Here is a 14,353-nt window from a genome sequence, read left to right on the forward strand (position 1 = left end):
CGGATATGACGCGCGTGACGCAGATCGCATTTTCATGGATGGGCTTGCCACAATACGCCGCGCGGCTCATTCGCGGCGCTGTGGATCGCTTGGGCCAGGATTGTATCGTCGTCGGCTCGCCGCCAGAAGTACCGATCACGGGCATGGAAAAGGCGCTGAATTGCCCGATCTCGTGGGTCGACGCCATGCAACCAGTGACCTGGCACGAGCTCGGATTCGCCATCCCTGAAATCTTCGTGCAGTCTGGATGGGCCTATCCAGCGTTCGTAGCGCTCGGCCGCGAGGTGAAGGCCCGCGGCGGCCGGGTGATCGGCCTCAGCGACGCCAACTGGCGTGGAGATTTCCGGCAGTTCGTTCTCGGCGCCATCGCCTTTCGTATCTTTCACAGACGCCATTTTGACGCCATGATTGTCCCGGGTCGCCAAGGCGAAAGGCTGATGCGCTGGTTCGGGATGCCGGCCGATCTGGTGCGCGGCGGAATGTATGGCGCGGACCAAACTCTGTTCCATGGCGGGGGCGATCTCGCGTCGCGGCCCAAAACCTTTCTTTTCGTCGGCCAGTTCATCGCTCGCAAAGACGTGCTTGGTCTTGCCAACGCCTTTATTCGTTTTTCCCGTTCACGCCCAGATTGGACGTTGCGCTTGTGCGGTAACGGCGAACTGAAGCATCTCATTCCTTCACATGATAACATCGTCACCGAGGATTTCGTGCAACCAGAGCAATTGGCCGAAAGGTTCCGAATGGCGAGAGTCTTCGTATTGCCCTCGCTCGCCGAGGCGTGGGGGCTGGTCGTGCATGAAGCAACCTCCTGCGGCTGCAGCCTTTTGTTGAGCGATCGCGTCGGCAGCGCGGACGATCTCGCAGGCGCGCGCAACGCGGTGCGCTTTGTCGCGGGAAACGAGGATGAGCTTTTGCGAGCCTTGCACGAGGCGGCCGACTTCGATGATGCGCGGCTGGTGGAAGCCGAAGCGGAGTCGAGACGACTCGCCGGAGCATTCGGCCCCGGGCGATTCGGTCGTGAAGTCGAAGGACTGATCAGCAAATTTTTGCATGATGCACAGGACAAAGCGCGTCAGCGCCCGGAATTCCTGTAAGGAAACACGAAATGTTCAATTCTCTCCTCGTGCGATTATTTGGGTTCCAGGCCACGCTGCATCATGGCGACGCACTCGTCTGGGATCGCATGCGATGGATCACGCGGCGGCTGCGCGTCACTCGCAACGCCGATCGCTTGCTGGATGTCGGCTGCGGCTCGGGCGCCTTCACCATCGGCACGGCCAGACGGGGATACAGGAGCCTCGGATTGAGCTGGGACGAGCGGAATCAGAGGGTGGCGCAAAAACGCGCGGCGCTTTGCAACGCCAAGAGCGCGACATTCGAGATTTGCGACGTCCGCAAGCTGCATGAGCGAACCGATTTTATCGGCGTCTTCGACGTCGTGTTGTGTTGCGAGAATATCGAACACATCCTCGACGACCTGGCGCTCATGAAATCCATGGTCGACTGCCTGAAACCGGGCGGACGACTGTTGCTGACGACGCCGCATCTCCATAGGATTCCGCAAACTTTCATGGATTACGGTCCATTCCCGGACGTCGAGGACGGGCGCCATGTGCGCGCCGGCTATAACCGGGCGATGCTATCGGAACTCTGCGCTCTATCGGGCCTGACGATCGAAGAGTTCAGCTTCATCTCCGGCCCGATCAGCCAGTCGAGCGCCTGGCTCATGTGGCAGATTGGACGCATTCATCCGCTCTTCGGCTGGGCCGTAGCGCTGCCGCTGCGTCCGCTGCCGCCCTTGTTCGACAAGCTGCTGATGCGGCGTTTCGGCTTCGCCCCGTTCTGTATCGGGCTGGAGGCATATAAGCCGCGCTTTTCCATCGCATCGGCGTCGAAGCCTGCGGCCTCCGCGTCCTGAAGAGGGGCGATGTCGCTCTAGCTTTCTTTCGTCGGAGCGAATTCTGATCGATCGAACGATTCCGTTCGATCGGAAAGCGCTCTAGTGGCCCCCGACATCGATTTTGGCGGCGCTTTTCGAATCTCGATCGCTGCGCAGCAGCGATCGAGGCGATGCCTGGCCGGGAAAGAGATTGCTCTCGAGAATTACGTTGCGCGGCTGAGCATGGACGAGCGCGAATTGTCGACGACATCGCGCGAACGGCGCAGGCCGCGAGTGAATCGCCCAGGTAGGCTCTGCCGGCCCATTCAGGAACGACGACATGACCGACCCCGTTGCCGGCGCGAAGCAGGCGCTGGCCGAATATTACGCCGCCGCCGCCGCCGGTTACGATGCGCTGCACATCGATCCGAGAGACGAGCACGCCAAGGCTCTCGGCTGGCTCGCCGCGATGATCGACCAATATGCTTTCACGAGTCTGCTGGATGTCGGCTCAGGAACGGGCCGCGCGCTGTTCTATCTGAAAGATCGGCCCGGTCTCGAATTGAAGGGCATCGAGCCGTCTCAGGCGCTTCGCGAAATCGCCTATGCAAAGGGACTGACGGAGACCCAGCTCGTCGCGGGCAATGCGTTGGCGTTGGAGTTCGCTGATAATTCCATCGACGTCGTTTGCGCTTTCGGGATACTCCATCATATCGAAGATCATCGGCGCGCTGTCGCCGAAATGTGCAGGGTGGCGCGCAGAGCCGTATTTATCTCCGACGCAAATAATTTCGGGCAGGGCAGTTTCAAAAGTCGGGCGATGAAACAGATTTTGAATGCGTTCGGCCTCTGGAGGATTTGTGACTATATTCGCACCGGCTTCCGGGGGTATCATTTCAGCGAAGGAGATGGGGTGTATTACTCCTATTCCATCCATGACGATGTTCTGAGCTTACGCTCGAAATTTCCCGACGTCTATTATATGAGCACGAGGCCGAGCGGGCCCGACCTCTACCGGGCGGCGCAAACCCTGGCGGTGTTCGCGACCCGCGAAGACAAACACGGATAGAGCGTCGTCTGTCGGCCATGATCAAACGGCTGCAACGGAGCGCCAAAGGGTTGCAAATGAGCCGACTGCAATATCTTCTGCGAAGCACGTTACGCTTTGCTGATCCGGCGGGATGGATCTGTCCCAACTGCGGTTCTGCCGCCGCGCAAGAAATAGACAGGAAGTTCTTAGTGACGCGGCTCATGCGCTGCGACGAGTGCCGTCTCCAGTTCCGCGGCCCGACGGACACGGAAGAGTTCAACAAGATATTTTACAATTTCCATTACCAGGAAGGGACCGCCATGATTTGTCCCTCCGACACGGAAATCGCAGCGTTGACCGCCGCGAACTTCGCCGGCTCGGAGCGGGATTTTTCCCGCTATGTCGGACTTTTGAAGCGACACGGCGTCGCGGAAGGCGACAAGGTTTTCGACTTCGGCTGTTCCTGGGGCTACGGCAGCTATCAATTCGCCCGCGCTGGATATGACGTCGAGTCCTATGAAATCGCCGAGGATCGCCGCAATTACGGCATCGCGAAGCTAGGCGTTCGCCACGTCGACGACCCCTTTGCAATCGACGAAGAGCATCCGCTGTACAACAGCTTCGACTGTTTTTTTTCGGCCCATGTCCTCGAACATGTTCCGGCGCCGTCGAAGGTCTTCGATCTGGCATGGAAATGCCTGCGGCTGGGCGGCGTATTCATTGCTGTGGCGCCGAACGGCTCGGCACGCCATCGAGAGCGATTTCCGCAGTCGTGGCGCACGATGTGGGGCGGCGTCCACCCGAATTTTCTCGACGATGTGTTTTACGACGCCCATTTTTCCAAATCGCGGCGCCGCTATGAATCTCCGAGCGGCGGCGATCCATGGGAAAATTATGAACTAGGCTTTATCGCCTTCAAAGGCCCAGATCAGGACCGATTTTGATTGCGGGACAGGTTGAACACAATGCAGTCCGCGCAGTCGCGTGGAGTCGGAATCATGGAACAGTAAGCGAGCACATTCAATGAGCGAACCAGCAACGGCGCGTCCGACAGTATCAACGCATTACGATGCAGCCTATTTCGAGTGGCAGAAAGATGGAGGGCAATTTGGCGGATGGGCCAATATCGACAAATTTCGCAAATCGATCGAGCCTGCATCGAGGGTGCTGGATTTGGGTTGCGGCGGGGGATTCCTGCTCGCCAATCTCGAATGCGCCGAGCGATTCGCCATCGAACCCAACGCCACGGCGCGCGAGACCGCAGTGAGCAATGGCGTGCGGGCTTTCGCCAACGCGGCAGAAGCGCTCGCGGCGATCGGGCAGGAGAGCATCGACGTCGTCATTTCCGACAATGCGTTGGAGCATGCGCTCGAGCCCTGGCAGGAGTTGCGGGCCTTGAAACCGCTGTTGAAACCCGGTGGCAAGCTGCACATCGTGGTTCCCTGCGAAAACATCAGCTGGGGCTACAAGACGAAGGACATCAATCAGCATGTCTATTCCTGGAGCCCGCAGAGCATCGGCAATCTGCTCAAGGCGGCTGGTTATGAGGTCGAATATTCCCGGCCCTATATCCACAAATGGCCGCCCAGGATGAGCAGGCAGCTCGCACGACTCGGACGCCCCGTGTTTAATTTCTGTTGCCGGGTCTGGGGGCAACTCGATCGCCGCTGGTTTCAGATCGAGGCGATGGCCACGAGGCCCATGAGCGATCATGACTGAACGGCGAGTCATGATGATCCAGCAGGGCGCGCGACGAAACTTCGTCTATGCGCGACATTTGGAAGCCGCGAATTTGCTGCATAGTCTCGTGACCGACGCCGCCTGGCCGGAGGGCGATGCTGGCTCATTGGCGCAATTCGCCGCTCGGTTCGCGCCGCGGCTTCGAGGGGCCATCGCGCGCCGGACAGTTCCCGGTGTGCCTAGCGCACGCTTGCGCGCTAGCGTGCTGCCCAACCTCGTCTCGACGTCGATGTCCTTTCTGCATGCGGAACGCGCCTACCCGCTGATCGACGAGGCGCTCGCTTGGCCCAATCGCCTGCGCGGCCTCGAGGGCGCCGACATTGTCGTCAATTATCACGGCAATGGCGGCTCGTTCCTGGCGTTTGCCAAGCGCCGCGGCGCGCGGATCGTCTCCGATTTTGTCGTCACGCCCAAATATCTCGAGATCGAACACGAGGAACGCTCGCGATGGCCGGGTTGGGAAAGCGACAGCACTTCCCCGTCAGTAATCGAATTCTACCGCAAACGAATGAGCCGCCTCGTCGCCATATCCGATCTCTACCTTTGCCCCTCGCGGGCCGTGGCGCGCGATCTCGGAGATTTGCCCGGCTTCGATCCGGCACGGGTGAGGCTCGTTCCCTACGGCGCCAGCGGCGTCCTGCTGCGCGAGGCCCGGCCGGAGCCGGGGCGAGTGTTGTTCGCCGGCGCGGCGGGCCTGCGCAAGGGCATTCCGTATCTCGCCAAGGCGGCGCGCATCTTGAAGCAGCGGGGAATGAACATCGCAATCATTGTCGCCGGTCGGGTGTCGCCGATTGTCCGAGCGCGGCCGGAGACACAAGACCTCGTCTTCCTCGGCGCGCTCGACCGCGAACGGATGGCGGAGGAGTTCGCGCGCACGGATGTATTCTGTCTGCCCTCGCTCGCCGAAGGGTCCGCGACATCGATTTATGAGGCCCTGGCCAACGGCCTTCCGGTGGTCACGACAGAATCGAGTGGTTCGGTCGTTCAGGACGGCGTCGAAGGCCTGATCGTTCCCGAACGCGACGGAACAGCCATAGCCGATGGAATCGCGCGCATCGTAACCGATCGGCGATTGCGGGCCGCCATGTCGGCGGCGGCGCTGGCGGCCGCGCAACGATACAGCGACGAGGCCTGCGGCCGCGCTTTTGTCGCAGTCATCCGAAAGCTGGCAGGTTTGAGCGACGTCCGCCTCGCTGAGCCGAAGGCATGACTCCTGATCTCAATCGGGGCCGGTTCGGGATTGTTCAGTCTCTTACCGCTCTTAAAGCACTTTCCGATCTGATTGGATCGAAAACTGACCTGCCGAATTTGGCGTTGCTGGCGATCGCCAATTTCGTCTCGGTACAGTCATTCACGCTCGGCGCAATTTCTCTGCCGTGCATGCTGTTGATGACCAGCTTCGTTTACTTCTACCTCATGCCAAGACTGTCCTCCGCCGACGGCCAAGTGACGCCGCGGTATGCGGGCGGGTATTCCCTCGCAAATCCCACAAGGCGCCAATAGCGAGATTCCTCGGTGGTTACGCCGCTCTTCGTCGGCGGAGGTGAGCAGGTGGTGACTGCATTTTCTCATCGACCAAACGCCGCACGTCGAGCGCCCCTTGATTTTCGCCTGCAAGACCTACACTCCAACCCGCTCTCCCAAGGTTTCTGGAATGAAAGTTCTCGTAGATTGCACGCCGCTCGCCTGGGGGGGAGGGGTTCAAGGCGCTATCGCCCTCCTCGTCAATTTGCGACAACAGTCCGATATCGATTGGCAGGCGGTTGTGCCCATCCCACTCCAATCTTTCCTTCCGCCGGAAGTCGCTTTCGATGCTCGTGTGTTCTTCGTGCAGAAAAGACACAATTTTGACCGCGTGTGGCTTCGCTATAAGCTGCCCCATATCGAAGCCGCATTTGCGCCGGATATCGTATTCACGGTTAGCGGGCCGGCATACTTTCGCGCGCGCGCCTACCATGTCGTCGGCTTTGCGCTTCCCACTCTCATTTATAAACCCGACGGCCCGCTCACATCGCCGACGCTCCTCGGGAAGCTCACCGATTGGCTACGGTGTATTGCGCTTCGCCAAGCCGATCATTTTGCAGTCCAAACGCAAGTGGTTGCCGACAGGTTGGCACGCCGCCTCCAAATTGATCCAGACCGAATTTCCGTGATCGGAAACTGCGTCAATCCGCTTCTCGCGCAGCACAGTCCCGGAGAGGATCCGCCCATTGGATGTTTCGGAATCTTGATTCCAACGGCATATTATCTCCACAAGAATCTCGAGATTACGCCCCCGGTCGCGGCGGCGATGCGACGGCTCGATCCTGAGTTGGACTTTGAGTTCCGTTTCACACTGGAGCCGTCGAGTCCCCACTGGCGCGCGATTGCCGCCGAGGCGAACCGGCTTGGGGTCGCGGATCGCCTCGTTGCCGTGGGCACGTTGCGGCTCAACGAGCTGGCGCTCGCCTATCGAGCCGCTTCCGCAGTGTTCCTGCCGACATTGCGCGAGGCCTCGACCGCCGTCTACCCTGAAAGCTTTTTCTTCGAGCGACCATTGGTGACGTCCGATATGGATTTCGCGCGCGAGCTGTGCGGAGACGCGGCGATCTTCGTGCCACCACAGGATGTCGACCAAATCGCTGCTCGCTTGATCGAGCTCGCTCGCTCTGCGGAACTGCGCTCGCGCCTCATCACGGCCGGACGACGACAATTGCCGCGCGCGTACCCAAGTTCCAGTGAAAAGTTCAAACTTCAGGTGGAACTGCTCCACAGAGTGATCGCCACGCGCAATACCGACGCACGCAGACAGCGATGATCTCGCGATCGAGATCCCGGCCTTTGAAAAGAACGTCAAAGGTCGACATCATACTCACCCCGCTCCTCGCATCGAACGGCCATGCCCATCGCCCGTCGTTTGCACCAGAGTTATAACTTGACCGGCAGTGAGCGCCGCTGACAGAGGACACGATGAGAAATCCTGAAGGCCTTGTTTTTTCCAGCCAGCAACCGGCCGAAGCCGCCCCCTGCCAAGAGGCTGTGGCGGGGCATTTTGAACGATTGGCGGAAAGTTACGCGACCAACTTTGACCCAAACACACACACTGGTGCCGCGGTTCAATTTCAACTGCGACGCCAACTCACTGTCGAATTGTTGTTTGGAGAGAAACCGCGTGCGCTCCTCGACATTGCGGCGGGCTCAGGCGAGATCACCCATGCTGTTGCCTCATTCCTCGCATTCGACGAGTTGCTCGTGAATGACATCAGCCCGGGAATGCTGCAATTGGCTCAGCGAAGTTTCAAGCAGCGACCACCGGCCGGCAGTATTACATGGACTAATGAAGACGGATTCGAACTGCTGACAAAGGCGGGCGCTGATCGATTTGACGTGATCCTTTGCCTTGGTTTGATTGCGCACACTGGTCGCCTCCCAGAACTCCTGGCGCGCGCCTTCACCAGCCTCCGGCGTGGTGGCGTGCTCATCTTGCAGTCCACTCTGACAGACCATCCAGGCGCCTGGATCAGCACCCTCTACGCGCGGTCGCCGTTGCGACGCGTGATCTACAAGGTCGAAGCTTTCTCCAAGGACGAGATACTTGCCGCTGCATCAGCGGCCGGGTTCGAGTTGGCTGAGATGCGTCGTTATGGAATCTGCCTGCCTTTCGGCGACCGCATACTGCATCGGCTCAATTACCTCCTCGAGGCGGCCTATGCCAATAAGTTGAGCAAGCGTGGCGGAGAAGCTTTGTTCAAGTTGAGGAAGCCGATTTGAGCCCGGCATCGACGTTCCGCGGATGGATGCATGCGGCTCGGCTGCCGCGTAATCGGAACGGCGGTCGGCGCTTTCTTTGCGCGAACGAGCCCATGCACGAGCTATGCAGCGCCGCGTAGAACGCGCCGAGGTTGCGGCCTCCGCCCATCGCGGCCTGGACAATCAGGGTAGCTTCGTCGATGAGACGTTCGCGCTCGGACATACTCGGCTCGCCATCATCGAGTCGCCGGCGAGTCCGCAGCCCACGCGTTCCCCGGGCAGCCGCAAGGTCATCGTCTACAACGGCGAGAGCTACAATTTCGGAGAGCTGCAGCACGATGCGTCGCGCGGCCATTCCGACACCGAAGCGCGGCTCGAGAGCAATCCGCGGCAAGAACCGGAGCGTGCTCTCGTCGGACTACGGGTCGGCAAAATGACCGAGGCGAGCGAGGCCCGACTTGGTGTCGAGACGGGAGACAATGGCGATACTTGAGCACCGCGGAGTGTCCAACGGACGCGCGAAACCGTTGCGCGTCGCTGTGTTCAACGCCAGCGAACGCTACCACGGCTATGCGACCGGGGTCGGGAAGCACGCCGTCAACATGGTCGGGCAACTGGCCAGAAGGAAAGACGTCGACCTGACATTCTGGGTGCCAAAGGACTACTGGGCCCTGGACCAATCGGCGCCTTCGATAGCACCACTCGCCCATGTCCGGAGTTGCCGCTTGCCGATATCACGACGCGCTTATGCTGCTGCGACCCTGAGCTTGAACTGGCCCTCTCTCGACTCGTACTCCGGCGAGGTCGATTGGATCTACAGCCCGCGGGAGGTTCTCGTCAGCGCGCGCCGCGCGAACACGGCGGTAACGATACACGATGTCTATCATTTCGAGCCCGACCGCAAAAAGCGCTTCGATCCACGAACGCTCATGCGGTTTGCAATGTGGTCACGGATCGTATCGCGGGCCTCGGTCGTCCTGACAGTGTCGGAATTTTCGAAGAGTCGCATTTGTGAATTGTTCGGAGCCGATCGGACCCGCGTCCAGGTTCTCGGCAACGGCATCGAGCAGCACTTCTTCGATATATCGCGTATGGAGCCCGACGTGGCGTCGCCATTGAGCGGCGTGAAATACTTCATTGCAGTGGGCGGCATCTCCCGGAAAAAAGGCGGCCACAACTTATTGCGCTTTGCCGAGCAGCTCGCAATCCAGGCGTCGGATATCCGGCTCCTGGTGATTGGTCCAGTAGAACAGGAATTCAGAAGTGACGCCTCTGCGGCGCGGAATGTGATGCTCATCGACGGCGGCATCGACGACCTGTCGATGGGCCGCTGGATCCGCGGAGCCATTGCCCTTGTCGCCCTCTCGGATTACGAGGGATTCGGCATCCCAGGACTCGAGGCCATGGCGGCGGGCGTGCCCGTCGTGGCGAATAGGGGTGGAGGCGCGTTGCCCGAAATCATCGGTGACGCGGGCTTGGTGATCGATGCCAAGTCCGCGAGTGACCTCGCCGAGGCCGTGGAACTCTGGCGTGACGCCAATCTGCGCGACACGCTCATCAAGCGGGGGCATGCGCGCGCCGCCGAATATCGTTGGGATCGGTTCTGCGACCGGCTCGCCACTCTCCTCGGCGCGTACGCCGTGCGCCAATCCAGCTGACGGGCCGATATGGGCCGCGCACATCGGCCACCGCCAGCTATGGCCAAAGACCGAGTGACGCGATGCAGCAAAACCATGCGCCTGATATCTGGAATGCCGTGCTCGCTGTCCAGCCGGCAACGTCGGTGTTTCTCGCGCTTCATGAAACGTTGACGCCAGAACTTCCTTCAGCCTCGAAAACAAGGACGACACATGACGGACGACTATGCGGGATATTCCGTATGGAAGCAGTGGAATCCTTCGCAGTTCATGGTCTGCAGCCCCTATGAGAGGCGCTATTACAAGGGTGAGTTCCGAGGGCTAGACTTGTCTGGCCGGAGAATACTTGAATTGGGATTCGGCAACGGCGGCTTCCTCCGTTATGCAACGGACCAGGGAGCTAGAATATCCGGCACGGAACTGCTCGCCGAGGCGCGAGCGAGCGCAGCGGAACGCGGCGTGCGCGTCTATGCGCTCGATTTGTCCGACGCCTTGACGGAGGACACAGGTAATTTTGACATCGTTGTCGCATTCGACGTCATGGAGCACTTGACGCGCGAGCAGCTTCTCGTCTTGTTCGACTCCTTGGCGAAGCTGCTGAAATCCGGAGGACATGTATTAGCGCGCTTCCCCAATGCCCAAAGCCCACTCGGTTGCGTGACCCAAAACGGCGATTGGACACATCGCTCCGCGCTCTCCGGGCAAGTGCTGATGCAGCTTCTGGTCGGCAAGCCTTGGACAATGGTACGCGCCGAAAACCCATTCACGGTGGTCGATGCTGACAGCGCGCTGAAGCGAATTGGAATGCGCTTGCGCTACGCCACGCGCCGGGGTGTCGAATGGACCCTGACCAAGCTCTACGGAATCGCCATCGCGCTCGACCCCAATGTCACCGTTCTACTCAGACGTGACTGAATACCAGAACTCTCCCGACTCCCGTGAACCGATAGATAGTTTTGTCGGCGGGAGCATTCTCGAAATCGCATTCTTCTGGTGAATCCGCGTTCATGCGTCAGCATCGACGTTGACCGGGGCCTTCGCCGGCTTATGGAGGAAAACGGAGATGTTCAAATTTGCCTATCGCATGCAGCAAACGGGGATGTTCAAATTTCTCCGTCTCGTGCGGGATTGGCTACTTGCGCCAATTTATAAGAAACAAGATACGCTGCATGACTATCTTGTGAGGACACAATGGACTCAATCATTGAGCGCAACGAAAAACCCACTAAGTCGCTTCGGGGCAAAGTATTTCTCTCAAACGGATGAGGATGGAATCACACTCGAAATTGTTAAACGTCTTGGTGTTACGAAGGGAACATTTGTCGAGCTCGGCGTAGGCGACGGACTAGAAAATAACACTCTAATTCTTCTCGCGATGGGTTGGCGCGGATTCTGGATCGGCGGCGAAGATTTGTGCTTCAATCATAAGCTGAACCCGCAACGATTCGCTTTCTTAAAGGCTTTTGTAACGCTGGAAAATGTCACGCCGCTCATGCAGCAGGGTTTCGAAAAGCTGGCGATTAGCGCTACAGATGTTTTAAGTGTCGATTTAGATGGTAATGATTACTATTTTGTAAAGGAACTACTAGAAAGCGGAATTTCCCCCAAGCTTTTTATAGTTGAATATAATGCAAAATTCCCTCCGCCAATTAAATGGACTATTGCATACGACGCAAATCATTTATGGGACCACAGCGACTACTCTGGCGCTTCTTTGGAGCTGCTATCAGGTCTGTTAGCTAGTTTTTCTTATACATTATTATGCTGCAACGCAGCGACAGGAGCTAACGCGTTTTTTGTTCGGGATGAATATCTATCATACTTCCCAGAGGCGCCAAAAAATATTGACGATATTTTCGTCCCGGCCAACTATCAGCTTTTTAAACAGGGTCACCGCCCGTCGCCAAAAACCATTGAGCGAATGCTCATTATGGGCGCGTCTTCGTGCGGCGGCGCAACCCCCGTGATTGCTGAAAAGCAAGCTCGTCAATACGTAGACTGAATGCACACGAGGCAGTTTCTCGCCTCTCCTTGTTCGAAATTATCGATCTTTCAGCCAAGCGATGCGTATTAGAACAAACGTAGAACTCGTCGATTTGGCGACGAGCAGCGCCACGCCTTACCTCGTGGTTCGCCCGATGGCTTCGAATGTCTCTGTCGCTGCGACTCGGGATCGAAAAGCCCTCTCGGCTATAGGTAAAAGTAGTGACCAACGGAGGCTCGACCAGCGATGCTTTCTAAGACAACTTGGCACACAGTAATTTTAAGTCGCCTGGTCGGCATTATTGATTACCCTCTCTATTGGGCACGAACTCCTAACTTTATTGTTTTATCACACTTGTTTGGCGTAAAATCGATTGATTTACGGATCCCTTCGTCCTTATCGGCGGACAATCCAAGTATAATTTCTACTGCATCAGGATGGATTGCAATTGTAAGGACACATAATTGGATAACAAGTTGTTGCGGCCGGTTTATCGGCTTTCGTGGATCGGATTTGCGCAATGAAAACTGGCTTCTCACTCTTAATGACAATCTAGAAGTCATCGAACGGTTAAAACTTCATGATTTATCCGATTATACAACAACAACTGATGACCATCCGGCACGGAATGGCATTGAGGATGCTCGATTAAGCGAAATAGACGGGGAGGTCTATGTAACTGGAAGCGCTCATAATACCGTGACTGGTCGCTGCACGATGACAATGTCGCGCGTCGTCGGAGATCGACTGGCGGATGTGACATTCCTCAGGTCCCCGTTCCAATGTGCGCAAGAAAAAAATTGGATGCCTGTCGATATTGATGGCGTTATGAATGCGATCTATCGCGTCAGCCCATTCTGTCTATTGCGATTGGAAGGCGAGGCTAAAGTCGTCATCGAAAGCAAAGGTAAGCCACATTTGCGGGCGTATAATGGATCGTCACAACTTGTGCCCTTCGGCGAAGGCTGGCTGTGCCTGCTTCATCGTCGTATTAATGTAACACGAAGAAGCTTTCGTTCAAAGCGAACTAGCGCATCTGGGATATTCTATGTCCACCGCTTTATTCATTTTGATAGATCGTGGGAGATCGTCTCGGAATCCGGAGATTTCTTTTTTGAAAAAAGAGGTCTTGAATTCTGCGCCGGGCTCGCTCGGAAGGGTGATCGCTTCGTTGTTTCGTATGGCCTGAATGCTAGCGCGGCGAAGTTGATCGAACTCTGCAAATTTCAAATTGAAAGCTTACTCTCTGATCCTGCTCCATAAGAGTTCGTCCATGAACGAAAACTGAACTCGTGCCCGCAGACACCACACACGCAGAAAGTGATGATCTTGCAACCGAGATCCCGGCCTTTGCAAAGATCGTCGACACTCGAAGTCGTGCTCATCCCGGCAATATCGCTCCTCGTATCGAGCAACCATGTAAGTCTCGCGCCGTTTGCACCAGAGCGGCTGACCGTAGCATTATCCAGCCGAACGGGATTGCTGAGTGTCGGCCGGCGGATCATGCTAGGTCCCAGGGATTGATTATCGACGCCCCGGTGTCGTCGAAGTCGGCGATATTCCGGGTAACGACGATGAGATCGTGAACGATCGCCGTCGCAGCAATCAATCCGTCTACATCGCCCCGCGGCCGAATTGCCGCGATCCGGCCCCATTCGACGGCGATCTGGTCGGTGATCGGCAGGATGCGATCGGCATGGTCGCTTCGCAGCTTGCGTAGCCATTCGGCGAGATGTCCGGCGGCTTTGGGGTCCGACTTCTGCTTCAGCGCGATCCCCCGCATGATCTCACCAAGCGTCAGGACGCTCAGATATACGCCGAGCGGATCGACGGAGCGTAGCCACGAGATCGCCTGTGGCGCGCCGCGCCGGGCCTCGGAAACGACATTTGTGTCGACCAGATACATCAGAAAGCAGGACTGCGGCTCTGCGTCTTTGCGCGTTGCACGACCGCCTCGGCGAACTCGCCGTCCCAGCTCGGGCCAGTGAACAGGTCGTCGACCAACGACGGCCTGCCGGGGCGCAACGCGTCATAGTCGCGCGTCGACAGCACGACGACCGCGCGTTCACCGCGCAAAGTGACGGTCTGCGGGCCTTCCTCGCGCGCCTTCTGCACTACCTTGGAGAACTGGTTCTTGGCGTCCTGCAGCGACCATTCCATGCGTGCGTTCCTAGCTAGGCTGTCTAGCTATATAGCCCGGGGTTCTGAAATGTCAACACTCTCTCGGAGACCCGATCGGCCTTTGTCACAATATCTGATCGGGAGCCTATATGGGCTATGATCGAAGGCGGCGGCGCAGGCCGCCCGCTCGCTACGGCGCTATGAAAAGCGCGCTTCGCGAGCGGCTTGCACCC

General features: G+C 58.0%; 16 protein-coding genes. 14 read left to right on the plus strand and 2 right to left on the minus strand.

Annotated features, from left to right (window positions below; translation table 11 throughout):
- Positions 1-14: 14 nt before the first annotated feature.
- From IY145_RS24090 to IY145_RS24155, 14 genes are all read left to right on the plus strand, one after another.
- A complete protein-coding gene (locus tag IY145_RS24090) occupies positions 15-1,094 on the plus strand; it encodes a glycosyltransferase (RefSeq protein ID WP_196410811.1) in 1,080 nt (359 codons plus the stop codon).
- A gap of 11 nt (positions 1,095-1,105) precedes the next feature.
- A complete protein-coding gene (locus tag IY145_RS24095) occupies positions 1,106-1,918 on the plus strand; it encodes a bifunctional 2-polyprenyl-6-hydroxyphenol methylase/3-demethylubiquinol 3-O-methyltransferase UbiG (protein ID WP_196410812.1) in 813 nt (270 codons plus the stop codon).
- A gap of 301 nt (positions 1,919-2,219) precedes the next feature.
- Positions 2,220-2,948: a class I SAM-dependent methyltransferase gene (locus IY145_RS24100; RefSeq protein ID WP_196410813.1), complete on the plus strand. Its 729-nt coding sequence runs from the start codon at positions 2,220-2,222 to the stop codon at positions 2,946-2,948.
- A 17-nt stretch (positions 2,949-2,965) separates the two neighbouring features.
- Complete coding sequence (locus IY145_RS24105) at positions 2,966-3,853, plus strand: bifunctional 2-polyprenyl-6-hydroxyphenol methylase/3-demethylubiquinol 3-O-methyltransferase UbiG (RefSeq protein ID WP_196410814.1); 888 nt, start codon at positions 2,966-2,968, stop codon at positions 3,851-3,853.
- A gap of 40 nt (positions 3,854-3,893) precedes the next feature.
- Positions 3,894-4,628, plus strand: a complete 735-nt coding sequence (locus IY145_RS24110; protein ID WP_196410815.1) for a class I SAM-dependent methyltransferase — start codon at positions 3,894-3,896, stop codon at positions 4,626-4,628.
- A complete protein-coding gene (locus IY145_RS24115; protein ID WP_196410816.1) occupies positions 4,621-5,859 on the plus strand; it encodes a glycosyltransferase family 4 protein in 1,239 nt (412 codons plus the stop codon). The genes IY145_RS24110 and IY145_RS24115 overlap by 8 nt, the downstream gene beginning before the upstream one ends.
- Positions 5,856-6,152 carry a hypothetical protein gene (locus tag IY145_RS24120; protein ID WP_196410817.1) on the plus strand — a complete coding sequence of 99 codons (297 nt, stop codon included), beginning with the start codon at positions 5,856-5,858 and terminating at the stop codon, positions 6,150-6,152. Before IY145_RS24115 ends, IY145_RS24120 begins: the two co-directional genes overlap by 4 nt.
- A gap of 151 nt (positions 6,153-6,303) precedes the next feature.
- Positions 6,304-7,446: a glycosyltransferase gene (locus tag IY145_RS24125; RefSeq protein WP_196410818.1), complete on the plus strand. Its 1,143-nt coding sequence runs from the start codon at positions 6,304-6,306 to the stop codon at positions 7,444-7,446.
- Between the two features lie 152 nt (positions 7,447-7,598).
- Entirely contained in the window at positions 7,599-8,399 is an 801-nt protein-coding gene (locus IY145_RS24130; RefSeq protein ID WP_196410819.1) for a class I SAM-dependent methyltransferase, read from the plus strand.
- 103 nt (positions 8,400-8,502) lie between these two features.
- Positions 8,503-8,871: a hypothetical protein gene (locus IY145_RS24135; RefSeq protein WP_196410820.1), complete on the plus strand. Its 369-nt coding sequence runs from the start codon at positions 8,503-8,505 to the stop codon at positions 8,869-8,871.
- Complete coding sequence (locus IY145_RS24140; protein WP_196410821.1) at positions 8,858-10,036, plus strand: glycosyltransferase family 1 protein; 1,179 nt, start codon at positions 8,858-8,860, stop codon at positions 10,034-10,036. Before IY145_RS24135 ends, IY145_RS24140 begins: the two co-directional genes overlap by 14 nt.
- Positions 10,037-10,228: 192 nt before the next feature.
- A complete protein-coding gene (locus IY145_RS24145; protein ID WP_196410822.1) occupies positions 10,229-10,930 on the plus strand; it encodes a bifunctional 2-polyprenyl-6-hydroxyphenol methylase/3-demethylubiquinol 3-O-methyltransferase UbiG in 702 nt (233 codons plus the stop codon).
- Between the two features lie 148 nt (positions 10,931-11,078).
- A complete protein-coding gene (locus IY145_RS24150) occupies positions 11,079-12,017 on the plus strand; it encodes a hypothetical protein (RefSeq protein WP_196410823.1) in 939 nt (312 codons plus the stop codon).
- A gap of 228 nt (positions 12,018-12,245) precedes the next feature.
- On the plus strand, positions 12,246-13,262 hold the full coding sequence (locus IY145_RS24155; RefSeq protein WP_196410824.1) for a hypothetical protein: 1,017 nt from the start codon (positions 12,246-12,248) through the stop codon (positions 13,260-13,262).
- Between the two features lie 238 nt (positions 13,263-13,500).
- On the opposite strand, the gene IY145_RS24160 is transcribed toward IY145_RS24155, so the two are convergent.
- Both IY145_RS24160 and IY145_RS24165 read right to left on the minus strand, forming a co-directional pair.
- On the minus strand, positions 13,501-13,905 hold the full coding sequence (locus IY145_RS24160; RefSeq protein ID WP_196410825.1) for a type II toxin-antitoxin system VapC family toxin: 405 nt from the start codon (positions 13,903-13,905) through the stop codon (positions 13,501-13,503).
- Positions 13,905-14,159: a type II toxin-antitoxin system Phd/YefM family antitoxin gene (locus IY145_RS24165; protein ID WP_196410826.1), complete on the minus strand. Its 255-nt coding sequence runs from the start codon at positions 14,157-14,159 to the stop codon at positions 13,905-13,907. Before IY145_RS24165 ends, IY145_RS24160 begins: the two co-directional genes overlap by 1 nt.
- Positions 14,160-14,353: the final 194 nt, after the last annotated feature.

Source organism: Methylosinus sp. H3A, from assembly GCF_015709455.1.
GTDB lineage: Bacteria > Pseudomonadota > Alphaproteobacteria > Rhizobiales > Beijerinckiaceae > Methylosinus.

Coding starts and splice junctions, on each gene's coding strand:
- IY145_RS24095 (WP_196410812.1), top strand. CDS start 1,106: ATGTTCAATTCTCTCCTCGTGCGATTATTTGGGTTCCAGGCCACGCTG.
- IY145_RS24100 (WP_196410813.1), top strand. CDS start 2,220: ATGACCGACCCCGTTGCCGGCGCGAAGCAGGCGCTGGCCGAATATTAC.
- IY145_RS24105 (WP_196410814.1), top strand. CDS start 2,966: ATGATCAAACGGCTGCAACGGAGCGCCAAAGGGTTGCAAATGAGCCGA.
- IY145_RS24115 (WP_196410816.1), top strand. CDS start 4,621: ATGACTGAACGGCGAGTCATGATGATCCAGCAGGGCGCGCGACGAAAC.
- IY145_RS24120 (WP_196410817.1), top strand. CDS start 5,856: ATGACTCCTGATCTCAATCGGGGCCGGTTCGGGATTGTTCAGTCTCTT.
- IY145_RS24125 (WP_196410818.1), top strand. CDS start 6,304: ATGAAAGTTCTCGTAGATTGCACGCCGCTCGCCTGGGGGGGAGGGGTT.
- IY145_RS24130 (WP_196410819.1), top strand. CDS start 7,599: ATGAGAAATCCTGAAGGCCTTGTTTTTTCCAGCCAGCAACCGGCCGAA.
- IY145_RS24135 (WP_196410820.1), top strand. CDS start 8,503: ATGCAGCGCCGCGTAGAACGCGCCGAGGTTGCGGCCTCCGCCCATCGC.
- IY145_RS24140 (WP_196410821.1), top strand. CDS start 8,858: ATGGCGATACTTGAGCACCGCGGAGTGTCCAACGGACGCGCGAAACCG.
- IY145_RS24145 (WP_196410822.1), top strand. CDS start 10,229: ATGACGGACGACTATGCGGGATATTCCGTATGGAAGCAGTGGAATCCT.
- IY145_RS24150 (WP_196410823.1), top strand. CDS start 11,079: ATGTTCAAATTTGCCTATCGCATGCAGCAAACGGGGATGTTCAAATTT.
- IY145_RS24155 (WP_196410824.1), top strand. CDS start 12,246: ATGCTTTCTAAGACAACTTGGCACACAGTAATTTTAAGTCGCCTGGTC.
- IY145_RS24160 (WP_196410825.1), bottom strand. CDS start 13,905: ATGTATCTGGTCGACACAAATGTCGTTTCCGAGGCCCGGCGCGGCGCG.
- IY145_RS24165 (WP_196410826.1), bottom strand. CDS start 14,159: ATGGAATGGTCGCTGCAGGACGCCAAGAACCAGTTCTCCAAGGTAGTG.